The organism is Aequorivita flava, assembly GCF_038742595.1.
Classification (GTDB): Bacteria; Bacteroidota; Bacteroidia; order Flavobacteriales; family Flavobacteriaceae; genus Aequorivita; species Aequorivita marisscotiae.
Map to the genome: position 1 here is coordinate 73,827 of NZ_JBANCF010000006.1, position 19,026 is coordinate 92,852.

The 19,026-nt window shown below is 38.5% G+C and carries 15 protein-coding genes; 12 read left to right on the forward strand and 3 right to left on the reverse strand.

The annotated features are described in order from the left end of the window. Positions 1–26 precede the first annotated feature (26 nt). The 5 genes from VZD24_RS09130 (at position 27) to VZD24_RS09150 (ending at position 6,531) form a co-directional block, all read left to right on the forward strand. Complete coding sequence (locus VZD24_RS09130) at positions 27–614, forward strand: Maf-like protein (protein ID WP_342687474.1); 588 nt, start codon at positions 27–29, stop codon at positions 612–614. A 31-nt stretch (positions 615–645) separates the two neighbouring features. Then, the gene (locus VZD24_RS09135) at positions 646–1,581 is read left to right on the forward strand and encodes a septum formation inhibitor Maf (RefSeq protein WP_342687473.1); all 936 of its coding nucleotides are present in this window, start codon (positions 646–648) and stop codon (positions 1,579–1,581) included. Positions 1,582–1,593: 12 nt separating this feature from the next. Further along, positions 1,594–2,157, forward strand: a complete 564-nt coding sequence (locus tag VZD24_RS09140) for a mechanosensitive ion channel domain-containing protein (RefSeq protein ID WP_279448265.1) — start codon at positions 1,594–1,596, stop codon at positions 2,155–2,157. Positions 2,158–2,212: 55 nt separating this feature from the next. Then, on the forward strand, positions 2,213–4,705 hold the full coding sequence (locus tag VZD24_RS09145; RefSeq protein ID WP_342687472.1) for a PIG-L family deacetylase: 2,493 nt from the start codon (positions 2,213–2,215) through the stop codon (positions 4,703–4,705). 122 nt (positions 4,706–4,827) lie between these two features. Then, on the forward strand, positions 4,828–6,531 hold the full coding sequence (locus VZD24_RS09150) for a sodium:solute symporter family protein (protein ID WP_342687471.1): 1,704 nt from the start codon (positions 4,828–4,830) through the stop codon (positions 6,529–6,531). A 199-nt stretch (positions 6,532–6,730) separates the two neighbouring features. Here the strand turns inward: VZD24_RS09150 and VZD24_RS09155 are convergent, their stop codons facing one another. Next, positions 6,731–7,654, reverse strand: a complete 924-nt coding sequence (locus tag VZD24_RS09155) for a mechanosensitive ion channel family protein (protein WP_279448268.1) — start codon at positions 7,652–7,654, stop codon at positions 6,731–6,733. Positions 7,655–7,829: 175 nt separating this feature from the next. Between VZD24_RS09155 and VZD24_RS09160 the strand changes: the two genes are divergently transcribed. Next, on the forward strand, positions 7,830–8,396 hold the full coding sequence (locus tag VZD24_RS09160) for a GNAT family acetyltransferase (RefSeq protein ID WP_279448269.1): 567 nt from the start codon (positions 7,830–7,832) through the stop codon (positions 8,394–8,396). A 21-nt stretch (positions 8,397–8,417) separates the two neighbouring features. On the opposite strand, the gene VZD24_RS09165 is transcribed toward VZD24_RS09160, so the two are convergent. Both VZD24_RS09165 and VZD24_RS09170 read right to left on the reverse strand, forming a co-directional pair. Further along, positions 8,418–9,038: a hypothetical protein gene (locus VZD24_RS09165; protein ID WP_279448270.1), complete on the reverse strand. Its 621-nt coding sequence runs from the start codon at positions 9,036–9,038 to the stop codon at positions 8,418–8,420. A gap of 73 nt (positions 9,039–9,111) precedes the next feature. After that, positions 9,112–10,155, reverse strand: a complete 1,044-nt coding sequence (locus VZD24_RS09170) for a WD40/YVTN/BNR-like repeat-containing protein (protein ID WP_279448271.1) — start codon at positions 10,153–10,155, stop codon at positions 9,112–9,114. A gap of 223 nt (positions 10,156–10,378) precedes the next feature. On the opposite strand from VZD24_RS09170, the gene VZD24_RS09175 reads away from it, so the two are divergent. The 6 genes from VZD24_RS09175 (at position 10,379) to VZD24_RS09200 (ending at position 18,973) form a co-directional block, all read left to right on the forward strand. After that, positions 10,379–11,590 carry an RsmB/NOP family class I SAM-dependent RNA methyltransferase gene (locus VZD24_RS09175; protein ID WP_279448272.1) on the forward strand — a complete coding sequence of 404 codons (1,212 nt, stop codon included), beginning with the start codon at positions 10,379–10,381 and terminating at the stop codon, positions 11,588–11,590. 217 nt (positions 11,591–11,807) lie between these two features. After that, the gene (purL, locus tag VZD24_RS09180; RefSeq protein ID WP_373693824.1) at positions 11,808–15,488 is read left to right on the forward strand and encodes a phosphoribosylformylglycinamidine synthase; all 3,681 of its coding nucleotides are present in this window, start codon (positions 11,808–11,810) and stop codon (positions 15,486–15,488) included. Between the two features lie 133 nt (positions 15,489–15,621). Continuing rightward, positions 15,622–17,403, forward strand: coding sequence for an AMP-dependent synthetase/ligase (locus VZD24_RS09185; protein ID WP_279448273.1), 1,782 nt, complete (start codon positions 15,622–15,624; stop codon positions 17,401–17,403). A 6-nt stretch (positions 17,404–17,409) separates the two neighbouring features. Continuing rightward, positions 17,410–17,736 carry a DMT family transporter gene (locus tag VZD24_RS09190; protein WP_279448274.1) on the forward strand — a complete coding sequence of 109 codons (327 nt, stop codon included), beginning with the start codon at positions 17,410–17,412 and terminating at the stop codon, positions 17,734–17,736. A gap of 69 nt (positions 17,737–17,805) precedes the next feature. Beyond that, a complete protein-coding gene (locus tag VZD24_RS09195; RefSeq protein ID WP_342687470.1) occupies positions 17,806–18,339 on the forward strand; it encodes a DUF488 domain-containing protein in 534 nt (177 codons plus the stop codon). A 181-nt stretch (positions 18,340–18,520) separates the two neighbouring features. Beyond that, entirely contained in the window at positions 18,521–18,973 is a 453-nt protein-coding gene (locus VZD24_RS09200) for a MarR family winged helix-turn-helix transcriptional regulator (protein WP_279448276.1), read from the forward strand. Positions 18,974–19,026: the final 53 nt, after the last annotated feature.

Sequence of the window (19,026 nt, forward strand, 5' to 3'; positions counted from 1 at the left end):
GGAAATATAAAATTTAAATTATTGAAATGCTTCGCGAAAAATTAAAAAATTACAACATCATCCTCGCTTCCGGATCGCCGCGCAGACAGGCTTTTTTTAAGGAGTTAAGTATTGATTTTACCATTTGTGTAAAAGAAGTAAACGAAACATATCCACCGGCTTTACAACGTTCGGACATTACTGATTTCCTTTCAAGACTGAAGGCTTCGGCTTTTTTGAATTTACGTGAAAACGATATTTTAATCACCAGCGACACTATTGTTTGGAAAGATAAAATTGCCCTCGGAAAACCAAAAAATTTTGAAGAAGCCAAGCAAATGCTTCAAAATTTGAGTGGCCAAATGCACGAAGTAATTACATCTGTTTCTTTTACTTCAAAAAATTTTCAGACAACGGTAAACGATATAACTAAGGTTTGGTTTAAACCGCTTTCGGAAGCAGAAATCAACTTCTATATAAAAACCTATAAACCCTTTGACAAAGCGGGAAGCTACGGTATTCAGGAATGGATTGGCTACATTGGCATCGAAAAAATTGAAGGTTGTTATTTTAATGTAATGGGGTTGCCCACCCGACTTGTTTACAAAACGTTAACCGAAATTGCCGCCCGTTGAATTTGTGTATTTTTGTATAAAATGCATCACTATGAATTTTTTTAGGATTCTACCTTATATTGCTTTTCTAATTTTGTTAATTGGCTGTAATTTTTCCGAAGAAAAAGGCGATACAAAAAAGAATGTTCTCAAAAAAGCGAAATCGAAAACAATAGAGCCACGTTCGGTTTCCAAAGATTTTAAAACCTATTGGTTTAGCGGTACGGCCGAAATTACTTCGTATAGTTTAATGCAAGAGCGCTACGGCGAAATTCGCGAAGGCACAGCGGTAAACATTTTTGTTTCTGAAGATTTTCTACCCGATGCTCAGGTAAAAGCAAACAATTATTCAGATAAAAATGTTTCAGTTTTAAAACTAAATCAAATGAAGCGTTTTAACACCGGCATTTATCCCTACGCTATCATGACCAGCACTTTTAACCCTATTTCGGAAAAGGAACACGCGTTAAAAATTACAAATAGCGTGCAGGAATGGTGCGGCCAAGTGTATATGCAACTCAACAACCGAGATAATTTTGAAATTGAAAGTCATTCGTATTTTCAAGGCGAAGCAGACCAAAAAATAACCTTGCCAAAAACGTATTTAGAGAACGAACTTTGGAACCTGATACGAATAAATCCTGAAGAATTACCAACGGGTGATGTTATGATTATACCTTCGTTTGAATATTTACGACTTCGACATAAAGAAATAAAACAGCACAATGCTTTTGCCAGTTTAAAACAGGGCGACTCATTAACCAGTTACACCTTAAATTACCCCGATTTACAACGGCAATTGATGGTGTTTTTTAACAGTACTTTTCCGTATGAAATTGAAAAATGGGAAGAGATAAACGCCGCCGACCAAAACGATACTTTACGACTCAAAACCACAGCTACAAAATTAAAGCGTATTAAAATTGATTATTGGACCAAAAATGGCAACGAGCACCTTGGTCTTCGCGACACACTTAAATTGAAATAAGAAAAACTTGAAATGATAAATTTAAAAGAATTTTACCCAGAGCTGCTAGAGTCTGCAATCCTAATAGCGGCATTAATGCTATTGCGCTTAATACTAAAACGCACCGTGCGCAACTTTGCAAAAAAAATAGAAAGACTGGAGCATCGCACCGGTCTTATCATGAAACACGTAGATTTTGCCGTATTCTTTTTAATTGTTCTGGGCTTTATTATAATCTGGGGGCTGGATTTTGAAAATCTCGGGATTGTTATGTCGTCGGTTTTTGCGGTAATAGGGATTGCATTCTTTGCACAATGGTCTATTCTTAGCAACATTACCAGCGGGGTAATTATGTTTTTTACCTTTCCGTATAAAATTGGCGATTATATTAAAATACACGATAAAGAAGCGCCCTTGGAAGGTCTAATTGAGGACATTAAAACATTCCACGTAATATTGCACACTAAAGACAACGAAATAGTAACCTACCCAAATAGTATGATGCTGCAAAAAGGTGTGAGTATTATTAAAGTTGAAGAATTCTACGAGCAACAACACGAACTCGATAAAAATAAGGAAGTGCTGCCCCACGATTAATTTTTACAAATAAGTATCTTTGAAGGGTTTTTGAGTAATTTAGTCCTATTGTTGTATGCATAAACTAGTTTTCCTTCGCTTTTTACTTTTATTTATCACCGTATCTATTAGCGCGCAAGCACCCAAAAAACCTACTGCTTCCGAAATTTACCACAATCTTCAGAAACTTAATTTTATTGGGTCGGCACTTTATATTGCGGCACATCCCGATGACGAAAATACGCGACTTATTTCTTATCTGGTCAATGATGTTCACGCAAATACAGCATATCTTTCCATTACGCGAGGCGACGGTGGCCAAAATTTAATTGGACCTGAATTACGCGAATTGTTGGGTGTAATCCGCACCCAAGAGTTACTTGCCGCTCGTAAAACAGACGGCGGTGAGCAATTCTTTACCCGGGCAAACGATTTTGGGTATAGCAAAAACCCCGAAGAAACTTTTGAATTTTGGACGAAGAACGAAGTGCTGAGCGATGTGGTAATGACCATTAGAAAGTTTAAGCCAGATATTATAGTTAACCGTTTTGACCATCGCAGTCCGGGCAGTACACACGGCCATCACACGGCTTCGGCGATGTTAAGTGTTGAAGCTTTTGACGTGGTTGGCGATGCTTCAAAATTTACCAAATCTGCCGAAAACTTCGGCGTTTGGAAACCCAAAAGATTATTTTTTAATACCTCTTGGTGGTTTTACGGAAGCCAAGAAAAATTTGAGAAGGCCGACAAAACCAATCACGTTTCTGTAGAAACGGGCAACTTTTTTCCTGCGCTCGGACTTTCAAATGGCGAGATAGCTTCACTAAGCCGTAGTATGCACAAATCGCAAGGATTTGGCAGCACCGGATCCCGCGGAAGCGAAACAGAATATTTAGAAATTTTAAAAGGCAGCAAACCCGCTGACAACAATTTATTTGAAAGTATTAACACCAGTTGGACCAGACTTGAAGGCGGAGAAAAAATTGGGGAGATATTAAATCCGTTGGAAGAAAATTTCAGTTTTAAAGATCCGTCGCAAATGTTGCCGCAATTGCTTAAAGCCTATCCGTTGGTTTCAAATTTGAAAGATGCGCATTGGCGAAATATTAAATTAAAACAATTAAAGCAACTAATTTTAGATTGTGGCGGTATTTTTATTGAAGCCGTTGCTGAAAAAAATGCAATAAACCCGAATGAAGATTTTAAAGTAAACATTGAAGCTATTAATCGCGGAGATGGTATTGTTTCCATACAATCCGTGAAAAATACGAAAGGTAAAACACTATGGGATACTGCTGAAAATCTTCCCTTCAACGAAAAGAAAAATTTTGAAATAACAGTAAATTCTGGGAATAACACTCCACTTTATTCCTCACCCTATTGGCTAAACGAGAAAGGTTCAGTTGGTATGTACGCTGCTCCGGAAGCTTTAATAGGCCTGCCCGAAACCCCTGCTTTGGAAAAAGTTGTTTTTGAACTTCAATTTGAAAATATTACAGTTCCTTTTACAAAAAATGTAATCTACAAATATAACGACCCTGTAAAGGGCGAAGTCTATAGACCGTTAGAGGTTCTACCAGAAGTTACCGCTTCCCTACCCGAAAAAGTGTTGATTTTTGCCAGCAATGAACCGGAAGATGTTTCGGTAATTGTTCGCGCGGGGAAGGATGCAATTTCTGGAAATGTGCGTTTACAACACCCCGACGGATGGATTGTTGAACCGTTGCAGCAAAGCTTTCAACTAACACGAGCCGGCGAAACAAAAACTTTTAAATTTAAGGTTACTCCACCACAGGGACAAAGCGAAGGTTATTTAAAAACGAATGTACTTGCCGAAGGCAAAACTTTTAATAAAGAATTAGCGGTTATTGATTATGAACATATTCCGTACCAAAGTGTGTTGTTGCCTTCAGAAGCCAAGGTTGCAAAAATAGATATTCAGAAAAAGGGAGAAAATATAGGCTATATAAACGGCGCCGGTGATGCCATTCCTGAAAGCTTAAAGCAAATTGGCTATTCGGTTTCTACTATTGATCCGTTGAATATTTCGGCAGAAAACCTGCAACCATTTGATGCAATTGTAATAGGAATTCGTGCTTACAACACTGTTCCCGAGCTCGCGTTTGCGCAAACTGCCTTAAATAATTACGTAGAAAACGGGGGAACTATTGTAGTTCAGTACAATACAAGCCGCGGCTTGGTTTCTGAAAGTTTTGCACCCTATTCACTACAACTTTCACGGGACCGAGTAACCGATGAATTTTCGGAAGTTGAAATACTAGCGCCAGAAAATCCGTTACTAAACACACCCAATAAAATCACTCAAAAAGATTTTGAAGGATGGGTACAGGAACGCGGCTTATATTTTCCCGATAAGTGGGCAAAGGAATTTACGCCAATTTTAGGGATGAATGATACAGGTGAAGTTCAAACAAAGGGCTCGCTATTAGTGGCAAAGTACGGCAAAGGATATTATATTTATACGGGCTTGAGTTTTTTTCGCGAACTTCCAGCGGGTGTACCCGGAGCCTATAGGTTGTTTGCAAATTTGCTTTCAATTGGAAAATAATTTATAAAATGGTGACTGAAGAAAAACAAAAATTTGTCTGGAAATGGAGCTATACCCTTGTACTCCTATTTAATACAGTATATATTTATCTGTTTTATTTACTAATGCAAAACTTCGCATAAATGCAGCAGATAGACTGGATTGTTTTAATAGGAACACTACTCTTTATTGTGCTTTACGGCACATGGAAATCGCGGCAACAAAAGGACGTTGGCGACTATTTAAAAGGGGGCAATACTGCGCATTGGTGGACCATCGGGTTAAGCGTAATGGCCACCCAAGCCAGCGCCATCACCTTTCTATCAACGCCCGGTCAGGCTTTCCACGACGGGATGGGGTTTGTGCAATTTTACTTTGGATTGCCCATTGCCATGGTTATTATTTGTTTGGTTTTTATACCAATTTATCACAAATTAAATGTTTACACTGCCTACGAATATCTTGAAAGTAGGTTCGATAAAAAAACCCGTACCCTCACAGCTATATTGTTTTTAATTCAGCGAGGGCTTGCTTGTGGCATTACCATTTTTGCACCCTCAATTATCCTTTCGGCCGTATTGGGCTGGAATTTGATTTATTTGAATATCATCATTGGCGTGCTCGTAATTATTTACACAGTAAGTGGCGGCACAAAAGCTGTAAGCGTTACTCAAAAGCAGCAAATGGCGGTAATATTTTTCGGGATGTTTGTAGCTTTTCTTTTAATTCTAAATTATTTACCGCTCGATATAACTTTTACCAAGGCGTTGGAAATAGCGGGTGCCAATGGCAAAATGGACATCTTGGATTTTTCATTCGATTTTGATAATCGCTACACCTTTTGGAGTGGAATAATTGGTGGAACATTTTTAGCCCTTTCCTATTTCGGCACCGATCAAAGTCAAGTTCAACGTTATCTTTCGGGCAGAAGTGTAAAGCAAAGCCAGATGGGGTTGATAATGAATGGCTTATTAAAAGTGCCAATGCAATTCTTTATTTTATTAGTGGGAATAATGGTATTTGTATTTTATCAGTTTAACAGCTCTCCGCTCCACTTTAATCCTTCTGCGGTAAAGGATGTGAAGAGTTCAGAATACGCAGGCGAATACAAAGCTTTAGAGCTAAAAAAAGATGCTCTGGACCAACAGCTGGCTGCGTCGCAAATAGATTATTCAAGAGCGCAATCTGCTGTTGAAAAGCAGACTATTGCAGAAGAAATAAAACGTTTAAACCAAAGTGAACAGCAACTACGAGACACCTCTGTATCGTTAATAAAAAAAGCCAATCCAAATGCCGAAACCAACGACAAGGATTACGTTTTTATTCATTTTATTTTAGAAAATTTACCCCGTGGTTTAATTGGCTTGCTTTTGGCGGTAATACTAAGTGCGGCTATGTCATCAACCGCCTCCGAGCTAAATGCCTTGGGAAGTACTACCACCATAGATTTATATAAAAGAAACGTTCCCGGCAAACGAGAAAAACATTATGTTGCCGCCTCACGGGGTTTTACTCTTTTATGGGGTATTATTGCCATAGGTGTAGCCTGTACTGCAAATTTATTCGACAATCTAATTCAGTTGGTGAATATTATTGGCTCCATATTTTACGGTAATGTTTTGGGTATTTTCCTTCTGGCCTTTTTTATAAAATACGTACGCAGTAAAGCCGTTTTTATTGCGGCCTTAATAACACAAATTATCATAATTTATTTTTGGTATATAGACCTGATGCCCTATTTATGGCTCAATTTAGTGGGTTGTGCCTTGGTTATGGGTATTGCAGTACTATTGCAAATTATGCTGCCAAAAAACAATGGCGATACAGTTGTGGCACAGGAAGTTTAAATTAACTGTCTGAAATATAAACCGCGTCGCAGAAATTTATATTTTCTTAATTGGGAGCGGTAGTAGATGTAATTTAAATCCACCTTAAATAACCCTAATGATTTTCGTTGAATTTTTAAAGTCTGTATAACTGCATCCAAGAATAAATAAGTAATAAAAGACTTACCCGTAAAGCGCTAATACACGTATATATACAAAATTATCGTTTTGCGCCTTCAGGGAATTGAACCTTATCGGGAGATGCGTTTAATACTGGCAAGGCATGTTTTAAAATACGGTTTCTACGACCAGTTGTATCTTCGGGCTCCACAGGATAGGAAATAACTGCTTCCATCCAAGCATTTGCATTTATTCTAAAATAAACCGCTGGCTGCCATTTTTCATATTTTTGAGCTTCCAACTGGGGGTAACGATTCTTAAAATCGGTACGTGCAGCCGTTAATAATGAATCTTCCACAAATTGCAAATCGCTAGTGTATGCAACCTGAACAGGCGTTTCATTCCAAATAAATGGTACTTCAGAACCCGAATAATTAATTACTTCTTCTCTTAAGATTAAACTATTGGGAAATCGAATTATCCTACCACTTCGTCTATCGTTTACCAAATAATCGCCACTACATTCCAAAATCGAGGTATCTAAATAACTAATTTCTACTACATCGCCTCGAAACCCCTTAATTTGAATTCGATCGCCCACTAAATATGAGCGCCTAAATATTAAATAAACCCATGCAATAAATGAGGTTATGGGAGCTTGCAATGCAAAACCCACCACTAATGAAAACAATCCGAAGCTTACTATGGACGCGTAAAAACTTTCGAATAAAAATGAAATTACAACGGTAAAACTGAATACAATAGACAGAAATCTAATAATTCGCAATAAATTATACCTGTCGCCTTCTAGATGTGTTTTATTGTTTACAACCTTCGAAATAATTCTACTTATTAAAAAGATTAAACCAATTAAAAATAAACTTAAACTCAGTTTTTTTAGAAAGGGAATATACTCGTCATAAGCGTCAAAAAAATCTAAATCCAATAAATAATGAATGGCAATTAGCAGTACGGTCATTATTCCATAAATTGCAATCCATTGATTATCATTCCTCTTTTTCATAATACTTAAGTGCTATATTTATAAAGTTTAAAAAATACAGCAATTTAAATTAATAGCATATCTTCAACATAAAATTTTATTGGTTAATTTAGGTATTTGAAAGTTTCAATTTAATTTTTTCATTTTAAAATCCAACTTCTTTTAAAAAATCAATCTGTGTTTAATAAATAATTTGATGATAAAAACGAGAATAGCAAACAGCAACGATTTTGATGGTATTTTGGCACTTCAGCAAAAATATCTGTTTGGCAATTTAAGTGAGAGCGAACGAAAAAACGGTTTTGTAACAACGCCTTTTACGAGGCTTCAATTAGAAGAAATTTGCAAACAAAATGGAATTTTTGTAGCCGAAAACGCAAGCAAATGCATTGTTTCCTACGTTTTCGCAGGAAGCTGGACGTATTTTAAACAATGGGAAATTTTTAGATTTATGATTTCGCGTTTCCCCGAGCTTTCCTTTCAAGGCGTTGCAATTACTACCGAAAACAGTTTTCAATACGGCCCCATTTGTATTGCTGAAAAATATAGAGGAAGCGGATTGTTAAATAAGATTTTTGAAGAAATGCGGATTGAGTTTTATAAAAAATACCCCATTTCCATTACCTTTATAAACAAAGTAAATACAATTTCGGAAAAAGCGCACACCTTAAAATTAGGCTGGGAAATAATAGACGAGTTTCAGTTTAATAACAACAACTATATAGGCTTAGCCTTTAATATGAAAAACTCCGTGCTTACGTAAAAAGTACAGAAGTACAGAAAATTATTCAACCTTTAATCTTAGTGCTTCAGGCGAATCGGTTTTTATTCCTATTAGGCCGTACTTTGTTTCTCCTGGGTTTATAAGCATGCCATTTAAATCGTAAATCATTAGTTCAGATTTAAAATTTGAATTGGCAGAACTGGCTGCCAATAAGTTTCCTGCTGCTAAGCCAGGGCCCAAAACCACCCCTACCGGAAAGGACCAATTAGTTTCTTGAACTCCGTAAGGGTTCGTTTCTGTAGTGTACAAGTTTAAAGGGGTAAGCAATAAAAACAGCAAATAGGAAGCGGGACTCTGTTTCAGTTTTTTAAACACTCGGTCGTTTTCCATTACAGGTACTTCGGTGCCATTGGCGTAAACCAATTTTACATCTCTCCCAAACATTAAACTTTTATCAGATTCGTTGGTAACTTTTATTGCGACCAATTTTACTCCCTTCTTTACTTCGTTCTTTTCATATTTTTTATAAAGAAGATCGTATTTATATTCCAATTTCACCCCTTTTTCAACAGTATTGGAAAGAAAGTTTATAGTTTTGGGTTGAATTGTTTTGTACCCTGATGCGCAACTGGTAAGTGAAATTACCACAAGAAGGAGTAAGGTAATTTTTAAGAATTTCATAGGTTAGGATTTTGTATTGAGGCTCTTTTTAGAAAGTTGCTAAAGTAGAGGATTTTTTTTAAAAACGATAATGTTATTTTTTAAAAATTAATTTAGAAATCCGATTGTTACCAGATGCAAAAGCTAGGGTATCATTTACAAATTCAATTGCAAAAAATCCTTCTTTCGAAAGTTGTTTCCAACTTTTTCCGCCATTGCCGCTAAAAGAAATTCCGGGCGAACCTACGGCAACAATCCCCTGCCCTTCCGTACCGGGAATATATTTAACGGCAGAACGATATCCAGGTTCCTTGCCGTTGGCAATCAACTTCCAGGTTTTACCACCGTTTTTGGTTATGGCTTTGTTGCCCTCGTTAAAGGCTTTATCTTCCCAGTTTCCGCCGAAAATAATACCGTTTTTTTCGTCTAAGAAATCAATACTGTAAATACCGGTCATTGTTCTTCCCTGAACAATAGGTGTATTAAAAATTTCCCAGGTTTTCCCTTTGTCGGCAGTGTGCATTACGCGCGATTTTTTTCCACCAGTGGCTACCCAAGCGTGGTCGCCAAAAATAGCAATATTGCTATTACTCGCTGCAAAAGCTGCTTCGCCATTTTCAACTCTTGGGAGGGTTTCGCATGAAATTTTTTGCCATGAATTACCGCCATCGCGGGTTATAATTACCGACATACAATTTTCAACAGGATCGCCAATGGCAATGCCATCGGTATCGTTCCAAAATTTCATGGAATCGTAAAAAACCCGTTCTCCTTTTTCCGTGTAAACTTCTTCAATATTGGTGGCTTCGGTACCGTTAAAACCTATTTTATATAACACTGCAGGATTAGAAATGCTCAATACAAAAACGGCTTCATTAGTAGCTGCAATTGAACGAAAATGCAACAAGGAATCGCCGTATTTAATATTTGCCAGTTTGGGAGTATCGCCGTCAATTAGTCCTACTTTACCTTTATCTGCTGCAAACCACACCCTATTTTCGTCTAACGGCTCAATAGCGCGAATGCTTAAACTATCAATAAAAACAGGGGTTATTTCAACTGAATTAATTTCAACTTTAGATTTATTCGTACAGGAAATAAAGCCCAAGAGGGCTAAAAATACAAGTAAAAGACGCATAGTTTCATTTTTTGCCAAAAGTAACAATAACTTTAAATTTGGGAAGGTTAATTTGTGATTCGTTGATTGGTAATTCGCTCTTGGATAATTCGGTTAATTCCGATTGGGTCGTGAAAAAACAGCGGTGGATTGCATGATTATCGATTTAGAAAACGTTTTCGATTTTAAATTCGATTTCAATTTCGATTTAAAAAGATACCTTTGCAACCGCAAAACGCACATAATGAAACTACACAGAAATTTGGTATTCGCCACCATAGATTCACTTCACTTGATTTTTAACGAAAACAAGCAGGCCGATAAAGTACTTAAAAACACCCTAAAACGCGATAAACGATGGGGTGCGCGCGATCGTGCCTTTATAGCCGAAACCACTTACGACATAGTGCGCTGGAAACGCCTATATGCCGAAATTGCTGAAGTTCGCGAACCCTTTGACCGTTCAAATCTTTTTAGGCTGTTTACCGTTTGGGCCACTTTAAATGGTATTGCAATCCCAGATTGGAAACAATTTGAAGATACCCCAACACGCCGAATTAAAGGTAGGTTCGACGAGCTTTTAAAAACAAGAAAAATGCGCGAATCTATCCCAGATTGGTTGGACGAATTGGGCGAAAAAGAATTGGGCAAAAAATGGGACAAAGAAATAGCCGCTTTAAACAAACAAGCCGATGTGGTTTTGCGTGTAAATACCTTAAAAACCACCGTAGAAGCTCTAAAAAATGAATTAGCCGACTTAGAAATTGAAACCGAAATTTTAAAGGAATATCCGCACGCCTTAAAACTAAAGGAACGCGCCAATGTATTTACCACAGATGCCTTTAAAAATGGTCTTTTTGAAGTACAGGATGCCTCTTCGCAAAAGGTGGCAGAAATACTTGATCCGCAACCAGGACAACGCGTAATTGATGCGTGTGCAGGGGCTGGCGGTAAAAGTCTTCATATCGCTACAATGATGGAGAACAAAGGCCAGTTAATTGCAATGGATATTTATGAAAATAAGCTGAACGAATTAAAACGTAGAGCGCGAAGAAACGATATTTTTAATATTGAAACCCGGGTGATTGATTCTACAAAAGTGATTAAAAAATTAATTGAAAAAGCCGATAAGGTTTTAATAGATGCGCCGTGCTCGGGCTTAGGGGTATTGCGAAGAAATCCCGATGCAAAATGGAAACTTCAACCTGAATTTATGGATAAAATCCGCGATACCCAAAAAGAGCTGCTCGATAGCTACTCGCGAATGGTAAAACCTGGCGGACAATTGGTTTACGCGACCTGTTCTATACTTCCCTCCGAAAATGAATTGCAGGTAAAGGCATTTCTTAAACGAGACGAGGGAAAAGATTTCACCCTTTTTAGAGAAGAGAAAATAATGCCGAGCAAAAGCGGTTTTGACGGATTTTATATCTCGCTTTTACAGCGAAAGGAGTAACCCATTAAAAACAGAATGTTTTAAAGGAGCGGGAAAATACCTGCTCCTTTTTTATTTCTGCAAAATTAGAAGATAACCATCGTTTTGTATTTGCTAGTAAAGAAATTGAACTGATTATTTTATACATATAAATAACAGGGTCTGTATTTTTTATGATTAAAATTCCTTCAGAATTGTTTACTTTTGCACCTTCAAAAATCACCAAATATTAAAAAGAATGATTCACTTTTTTGGGAACGTTGAAACCACGGTTTTTGCAGTCCAAACCCACGGCAATATTTCAGAAGAAAACACTAAAAAGTTAGTGTGGCTTTTTGGCAACCAACCCAAAATAGCGCAATCCGTCCTGTTTATAAACGCGACGGATTTTTTTATTGGCCCGCGTGCCGCAATGGTTACTCCCTGGAGCACCAATGCCGTGGAAATTACCCAGAATATGGGTATTCCCGGAATAATTAGAATTGAAGAATTTCACAACAGCACGATAGAGAAAGATACTTTTGACCCTATGCTGTCGCAGAAATTTAAGCAATTGGACCAAGATATTTTTGATATCCATTTGCAGCCCGAGCCTGTTTTGGAAATTGAAAATATTTCGGAATACAACGAAAAAGAAGGCTTGGCATTAAATGCCGAAGAAGTTGAATACCTTGAAAACCTTTCAAAAAAATTAGAAAGAAATTTAACCGATAGTGAAGTTTTCGGGTTTAGTCAAGTTAATAGCGAGCATTGCCGCCACAAGATTTTTAATGGTGTTTTTGAAATTGACGGCAAGGAAATGCCCTCTTCCCTATTTAAATTAATTAAAAAAACTTCGGCTGAAAACCCGAACGATATTGTTTCGGCATATAAAGATAACGTGGCTTTTGTAAAAGGCCCCAATGTAAAGCAATGGGCGCCAAAAAGCGCAGACAAACCCGATTGGTACGAAGAAAAGGATTTTGAGAGTGTTATTTCACTTAAAGCCGAAACGCACAATTTTCCAACTACTGTAGAGCCTTTTAACGGTGCCGCTACGGGCAGTGGGGGCGAAATTCGTGACCGACTGGCCGGAGGAAAAGGTTCGTTGCCATTGGCGGGAACTGCAGTTTATATGACCTCCTACTCGCGTTTAAATGAAGAGCGCCCTTGGGAAACGGGAATGAAAGAACGCGATTGGCTTTACCAAACGCCGCTCGATATTTTGATAAAAGCCAGTAACGGCGCATCAGATTTTGGAAATAAATTTGGACAGCCATTAATTGCCGGTTCGGTACTCACTTTTGAGCACGAAGAAGATGCTCGAAGATTAGGCTTCGATAAAGTTATAATGCTTGCGGGTGGAATTGGCTACGGCAAAGCGAGCCAAGCCATAAAAGATAAGCCTAAAGAAGGCGATAAAATTGTTGTTTTAGGCGGTGATAATTACCGAATTGGAATGGGTGGCGCCGCGGTTTCTTCGGCAGATACGGGTGAATTTCACAGTGGTATTGAGCTAAACGCAATACAACGAAGCAATCCCGAAATGCAAAAACGCGCCGCAAACGCAATCCGTGCTATGGTGGAAAGTGAGGTAAATCCGATAGTTTCTATTCACGACCACGGTGCTGGTGGGCATTTAAATTGCTTAAGCGAATTAGTTGAGGACACCGGCGGGCGTATTGAACTGGACAAACTCCCCATTGGCGACCCAACCCTATCTGCAAAGGAAATTATGGGCAACGAGAGCCAAGAGCGTATGGGCTTGATTATTAATGACGCGCATATTCAACAACTGCAAAAGGTGGCAGAACGCGAACGTTCTCCAATGTACGAGGTGGGACAAGTAACTGGCGATCAACGTTTCTGTTTTGAGAACGAAAAGGGTGAAAAACCAATGGATTTCGCTTTGGAAGATATGTTTGGCAGCTCACCAAAAACTGTAATGGTTGATAAAACCATTAATAGAAATTATAAAAACGCGGCTTACGATGTTTCAAAAATAAAAGAATACGTTGCACAAGTGCTTCAATTGGAGGCAGTGGCTTGCAAAGATTGGCTTACCAATAAAGTAGATCGCTGCGTTACCGGACGAGTTGCCAAACAACAAACTGCCGGGCCGTTGCAATTACCGTTAAACAATTGCGGCGTCATGGCGTTGGATTATCACGGAAAAGAAGGCGTTGCCACTTCAATAGGTCACTCGCCATTAACCGCCTTGATTAATCCTGCAGCAGGTTCGCGCAATGCAATTACTGAATCTTTGACCAATATTGTTTGGGCACCATTAAAAGATGGTTTGAAAAGTATTTCACTTTCTGCAAACTGGATGTGGCCTTGTAACAATGAAGGTGAAGACGCTCGTTTGTATGAGGCGGTAAAGGCAGTTTCAGACTTTTCAATAGAGTTAGGCATCAACGTTCCCACTGGAAAGGATTCACTTTCCATGAAGCAAAAATACAAGGATGGCGAAGTAATTTCTCCCGGTACAGTAATTATTTCGGCAGCAGGAAATTGTAACGACATTCAAAAAGTTGTTGAGCCAGTACTGCAAAGAAACGGGGGCAGCATTTATTACATTAATATTTCACAGGACACGTTTAAATTGGGCGGTTCATCTTTTGGCCAGGTTTTGAATTCCATCGGAAATGAAGCTCCAACAGTAAAAAGTGCACAATATGTAAAAACGGTTTTTAACACATTACAGCAGTTAATTCGCGATAAAAAAATACTTGCCGGACACGATGTGGCTTCGGGTGGATTGATTACCACTTTATTGGAAATGTGTTTTGCAGATGTGAATTTGGGCGCCAATTTAGATCTTTCAGGCTTAGGTGAAAGCGATTTGGTAAAATTACTTTTTGCTGAAAATGCAGGAGTTGTAATTCAAGCTTCGGAAGATGCCTCAGTTGAAAAAATACTTGCTTCAAAAAATATAGATTTTAAAAAGATTGGAACGGTTTCAAAAAATGAAATGCTTCAATTAAAAAATAATTCCGAAGAGCTTAGTTTCAGCATTCCTGAAATGCGCGATACTTGGTATAAAACTTCGTATTTATTAGATAGAAACCAAAGCGGGGAAAAACTTGCGAAAGAGCGCTTCAGCAATTATAAAAACCAACCGTTAAATTTTGAGTTTCCGAAGAATTTCACCGGAAAGTCCTCCCCCAACCCATCCAAAGGAGGGAAGCGTCCGAAAGCAGCCGTTATTCGCGAAAAAGGAAGTAACAGCGAGCGCGAAATGGCGTATATGATGCATCTCGCAGGTTTTGATGTAAAAGATGTGCATATGACCGACCTTATTGAAGGCCGCGAAACTTTGGAAGACATAAAATTGCTCGTTGCCGTTGGTGGTTTTAGCAATAGCGATGTTTTAGGCAGCGCCAAAGGTTGGGCTGGCGCATTTTTATACAACGAAAAAGCCAATACAACTTTAAAGAATTTCTTCGCAAAAGACGATACACTTTCCCTAGGGATTTGTAATGGTTGTCAACTTTTTGTGGAGTTGGGGTTATTAAACCCCGAAGACGAAGAAAAACCAAAAATGCTTCACAATGACACTGGTAAGTTTGAATGTGTTTTTACTTCAGTAAAAATTCAGGAGAACAATTCGGTAATGCTGTCATCCATGGCGGGAAGTACTTTGGGAATTTGGTCTGCGCACGGGGAAGGGAAATTTAGTTTTCCCAAGGATGAAAACCATTATAATATAGTAGCAAAATACGGTTACGATGCATTACCAGCAAACCCCAATGGCAGTGATTTTAACACTGCAATGATGACCGATAAAACCGGACGCCATTTGGTAATGATGCCGCATTTAGAGCGTTCTACCTTTCCTTGGAACTGGGCAACCTATCCAAAAGACAGAATGAACGACGAGGTTTCACCTTGGGTTCAAGCTTTGGTGAATGCGCGGGAGTGGATTGAGAGAAAGTAAAATTCGAGAAAGATTTTAAAAACTGCTAGAATATTCAGTATCTTTAAGGAATGGCGCTATGAGCCATTCCTTTTTTATTTTAAAAGCGAAACTAAAATAATTTTGTTATTTTCACTTCCTCAACATTACTATCATGACAGAACCAAAAAGACTCTTCGACTTTCCATATTATCAACTTGAAAATTATCCACAGGAAAAGGCCCTAGTTACTAAATACAACGGTACTTGGGTTGCTACTTCTACTCAAGAATATATAGATAAAGCCAATGCCATAAGCCGAGCTTTGATACAGATGGGCGTAAAACCCAACGATAAAGTTGCGTTAATCTCCACCACCAACCGCACCGAATGGAACATTTGCGATATTGGTATTATGCAAACCGGTGCACAGGACGTACCTATTTATCCAACCATTTCGGAAACTGAATACGAATATGTGCTTAACCACAGTGAAGCTATGTATTGTTTTGTTTCCGATAAAGAAGTTTACGACAAATTAATGGCTATTAAGGCCAACGTGCCCACCTTAAAAGAGGTTTATACATTTGATGAAATTGAAGGTGCAAAAAACTGGGCCGAGGTTTTGGAGAAGGGTAAAGACGAGTCTAACCAAGACGAAGTAGAGAAAAGAAAAGAAGCTATTAACGAAGACGATGTAGCTACCTTAATATATACCTCTGGTACCACTGGCAAGCCAAAGGGCGTTATGCTCTCACATAAAAATATAGCGAGCAATGCAAAGTTTAGTGCCGAAAGATTGCCCATAGAATTAGGAAAATCGTCGGCTTTGAGTTTTCTGCCCGTTTGCCACGTTTACGAACGCATGTTGCATTATATGTACCAATATTGTGGGGTGGAACTACATTTTGCCGAATCGCTTGAAACAATTAGCGACAACCTAAAAGAAGTAAAACCCGAAGTAATGACGGCCGTACCCAGACTTTTGGAAAAAGTGTACGATAAAATCTACGCCAAAGGCGCCGAACTTACAGGAATTAAGAAAAAACTCTTCTTTTGGGCAGTAGATCTCGGACTTAAATACGAACCCTACAACGAAAACGGCTGGTGGTACGAAAGTCAGCTTAAATTGGCCAACAAGCTTATTTTTAGCAAATGGCGCGAAGCTTTAGGTGGAAATTTAAAAGCCATAGCTTCGGGTAGTGCACCGTTGCAACCGCGATTGGCACGCGTATTTAATGCAGCGCAAATTCCGGTAATGGAAGGTTATGGGCTAACAGAAACTTCTCCCGTGGTATCGGTAAACGATATGCGTAACAAAGGTTTTAAAATTGGAACCGTGGGCAGGCCTCTAAGGGAAACGGAGGTTAAAATTGCCGAAGATGGCGAGATTTTGGTAAAAGGCCCACAAGTAATGGTTGGCTATTATAAGAATGAGGAGGAAACCGAAAAAGTAATGGAAGGCGGTTATTTCCATACGGGTGATATTGGTGAAATTGACAGCGACGGCTTTTTAAAGATCACCGATCGTAAAAAAGAAATGTTTAAAACCAGCGGGGGAAAATACGTGGCTCCACAAGTAATTGAGAACGTGATGAAACAATCGCGTTTTATAGAACAAATAATGGTAATTGGCGAAGGCGAAAAAATGCCTGCCGCCCTCATCCAGCCCGATTTTGAGTTTGTAAAAGAATGGGGCGCACTAAAAAACCACAACCTACCTTCAGACCCAAAGGAATTGGTAAAGAACAAAGAAGTAATTGCCCGCATACAAGAAGAAGTAGACCATTACAACGAAAAGTTCGGGCATTGGGAAAAAGTGAAAAAGTTTGAATTAACTCCCGAGGTTTGGAGCATCGAGGGCGGACAATTAACCCCAACGATGAAAATGAAACGCAAAATAATTAAAGCGGATTATATAGATTTGTATAACAAGATTTACGAACACACCTCATAATTTAAAGTGAATTGGCTCCTCCTAATTATCGGCGGCCTCTTTGAAGTTGGCTTTGCAGCTTGCCTCGGTAAAGTAAAGGAAACCACAGGCTGGGAAGCTAAATTTTGGTTCCTTGGGTTCCTGATTTGTCTCGCCATAAGTATGGCTTTTCTTATAAAAGCATCAAAAACACTTCCCATTGGTACCGCCTATGCAGTCTGGACCGGCATTGGTGCTGTGGGAACTGTTTTAGTAGGAATTTTCTATTTTAACGAACCAGCAACTTTCTGGCGGGTTTTCTTTCTTACTACGCTAATTGCTTCCATAGTGGGATTGAAATTTGTAGCCAATTAAAGTTCCGTTAAACTATTTTCTTACCTCTACACATTTTTATATCTTTAAAAGAAAAGCTTTCTTTTTAAAATGAAAACCATTTGGACCATAGGCCATTCCACCCGTAGCATCGACGAGTTTTTAAAATTATTGACCACCTTCAATATTAAGACACTCGTTGACGTACGCCATTATCCCGGTTCCAGAAAATTTCCGCAGTACAACAAAGACAGTTTAGAAATATCACTTCCTGAAAACGGTGTTGAGTATGAACATTTGGTAGATTTAGGGGGTCGTAGAAAACCGATGCCAGACTCAAACAACGATGCCTGGCGATTAGATTCGTTTAAAGGCTATGCAGATTATATGGAAACCGAACAGTTTAAGCAAGCGTTAAAATCATTAAAGGAAATTGCCACAGTAAAACAAACCTCAATAATGTGTGCCGAAGCGGTTTGGTGGAGCTGCCATCGCTCTTTAATTGCAGATATTTTAAAAGCAGACGGTTGGAAAGTTTTGCACATTATGGGTGAAAATAATGCAACAGAGCACCCCTACACCGCCCCCGCAAAAGTGATAAATGGGAAGTTAGATTATTCGAAGGAAAAAGAAATAAAGACGTGAGACGCGATGATGTAAGACGTGAGACTCGTGTACGTATCAGATAAAGTTTACTTCTTATATATTTAATAATTAGTCCTACGTCCTAAGTCCTACAGTTTTAAGTCAAACATTTTTCACATATACTATGCGTGCATAATAAAATTTTGTATCTTTGGTTTTCCACTTTTTTCAGGAATATTAAATGCAAGAAAAACATAAAGAGAAAACCATAGATTATATACTGCGTTCTACTTGGATAAATGTTTCAAAAATGTACAATGAAGAAGCAGGAAAAAAAGGAAGCACCATGGCCACGGGTTTTGCATTAATAAGTATAGATCCGGAAGCAGGAACACCTTCTACCGCGCTCGGACCCAAAATGGGGATGGAGGCCACCAGCCTTTCGCGCACCCTAAAATCTATGGAGCAAAAGGGATTGATAACACGCAAACCCAATCCAGATGATGGACGCGGCGTGCTCATACATTTAACGCCATTCGGAAAAGAAATGCGCGAATTTTCTAAAGGTGTTGTTTTAGGTTTTGATGAAGCGGTTCAAAAAAACGTATCGACCGAAGAACTGGAAACCTTTAAAAAAGTAGCAAATACAATAAACGAATTGATAAATTCAAAAAAAATATACGAACAAGATTAGGAACTGGAGGGCAGTATTTTACGCACTGAACTCATAATATATAACTAGAAAAA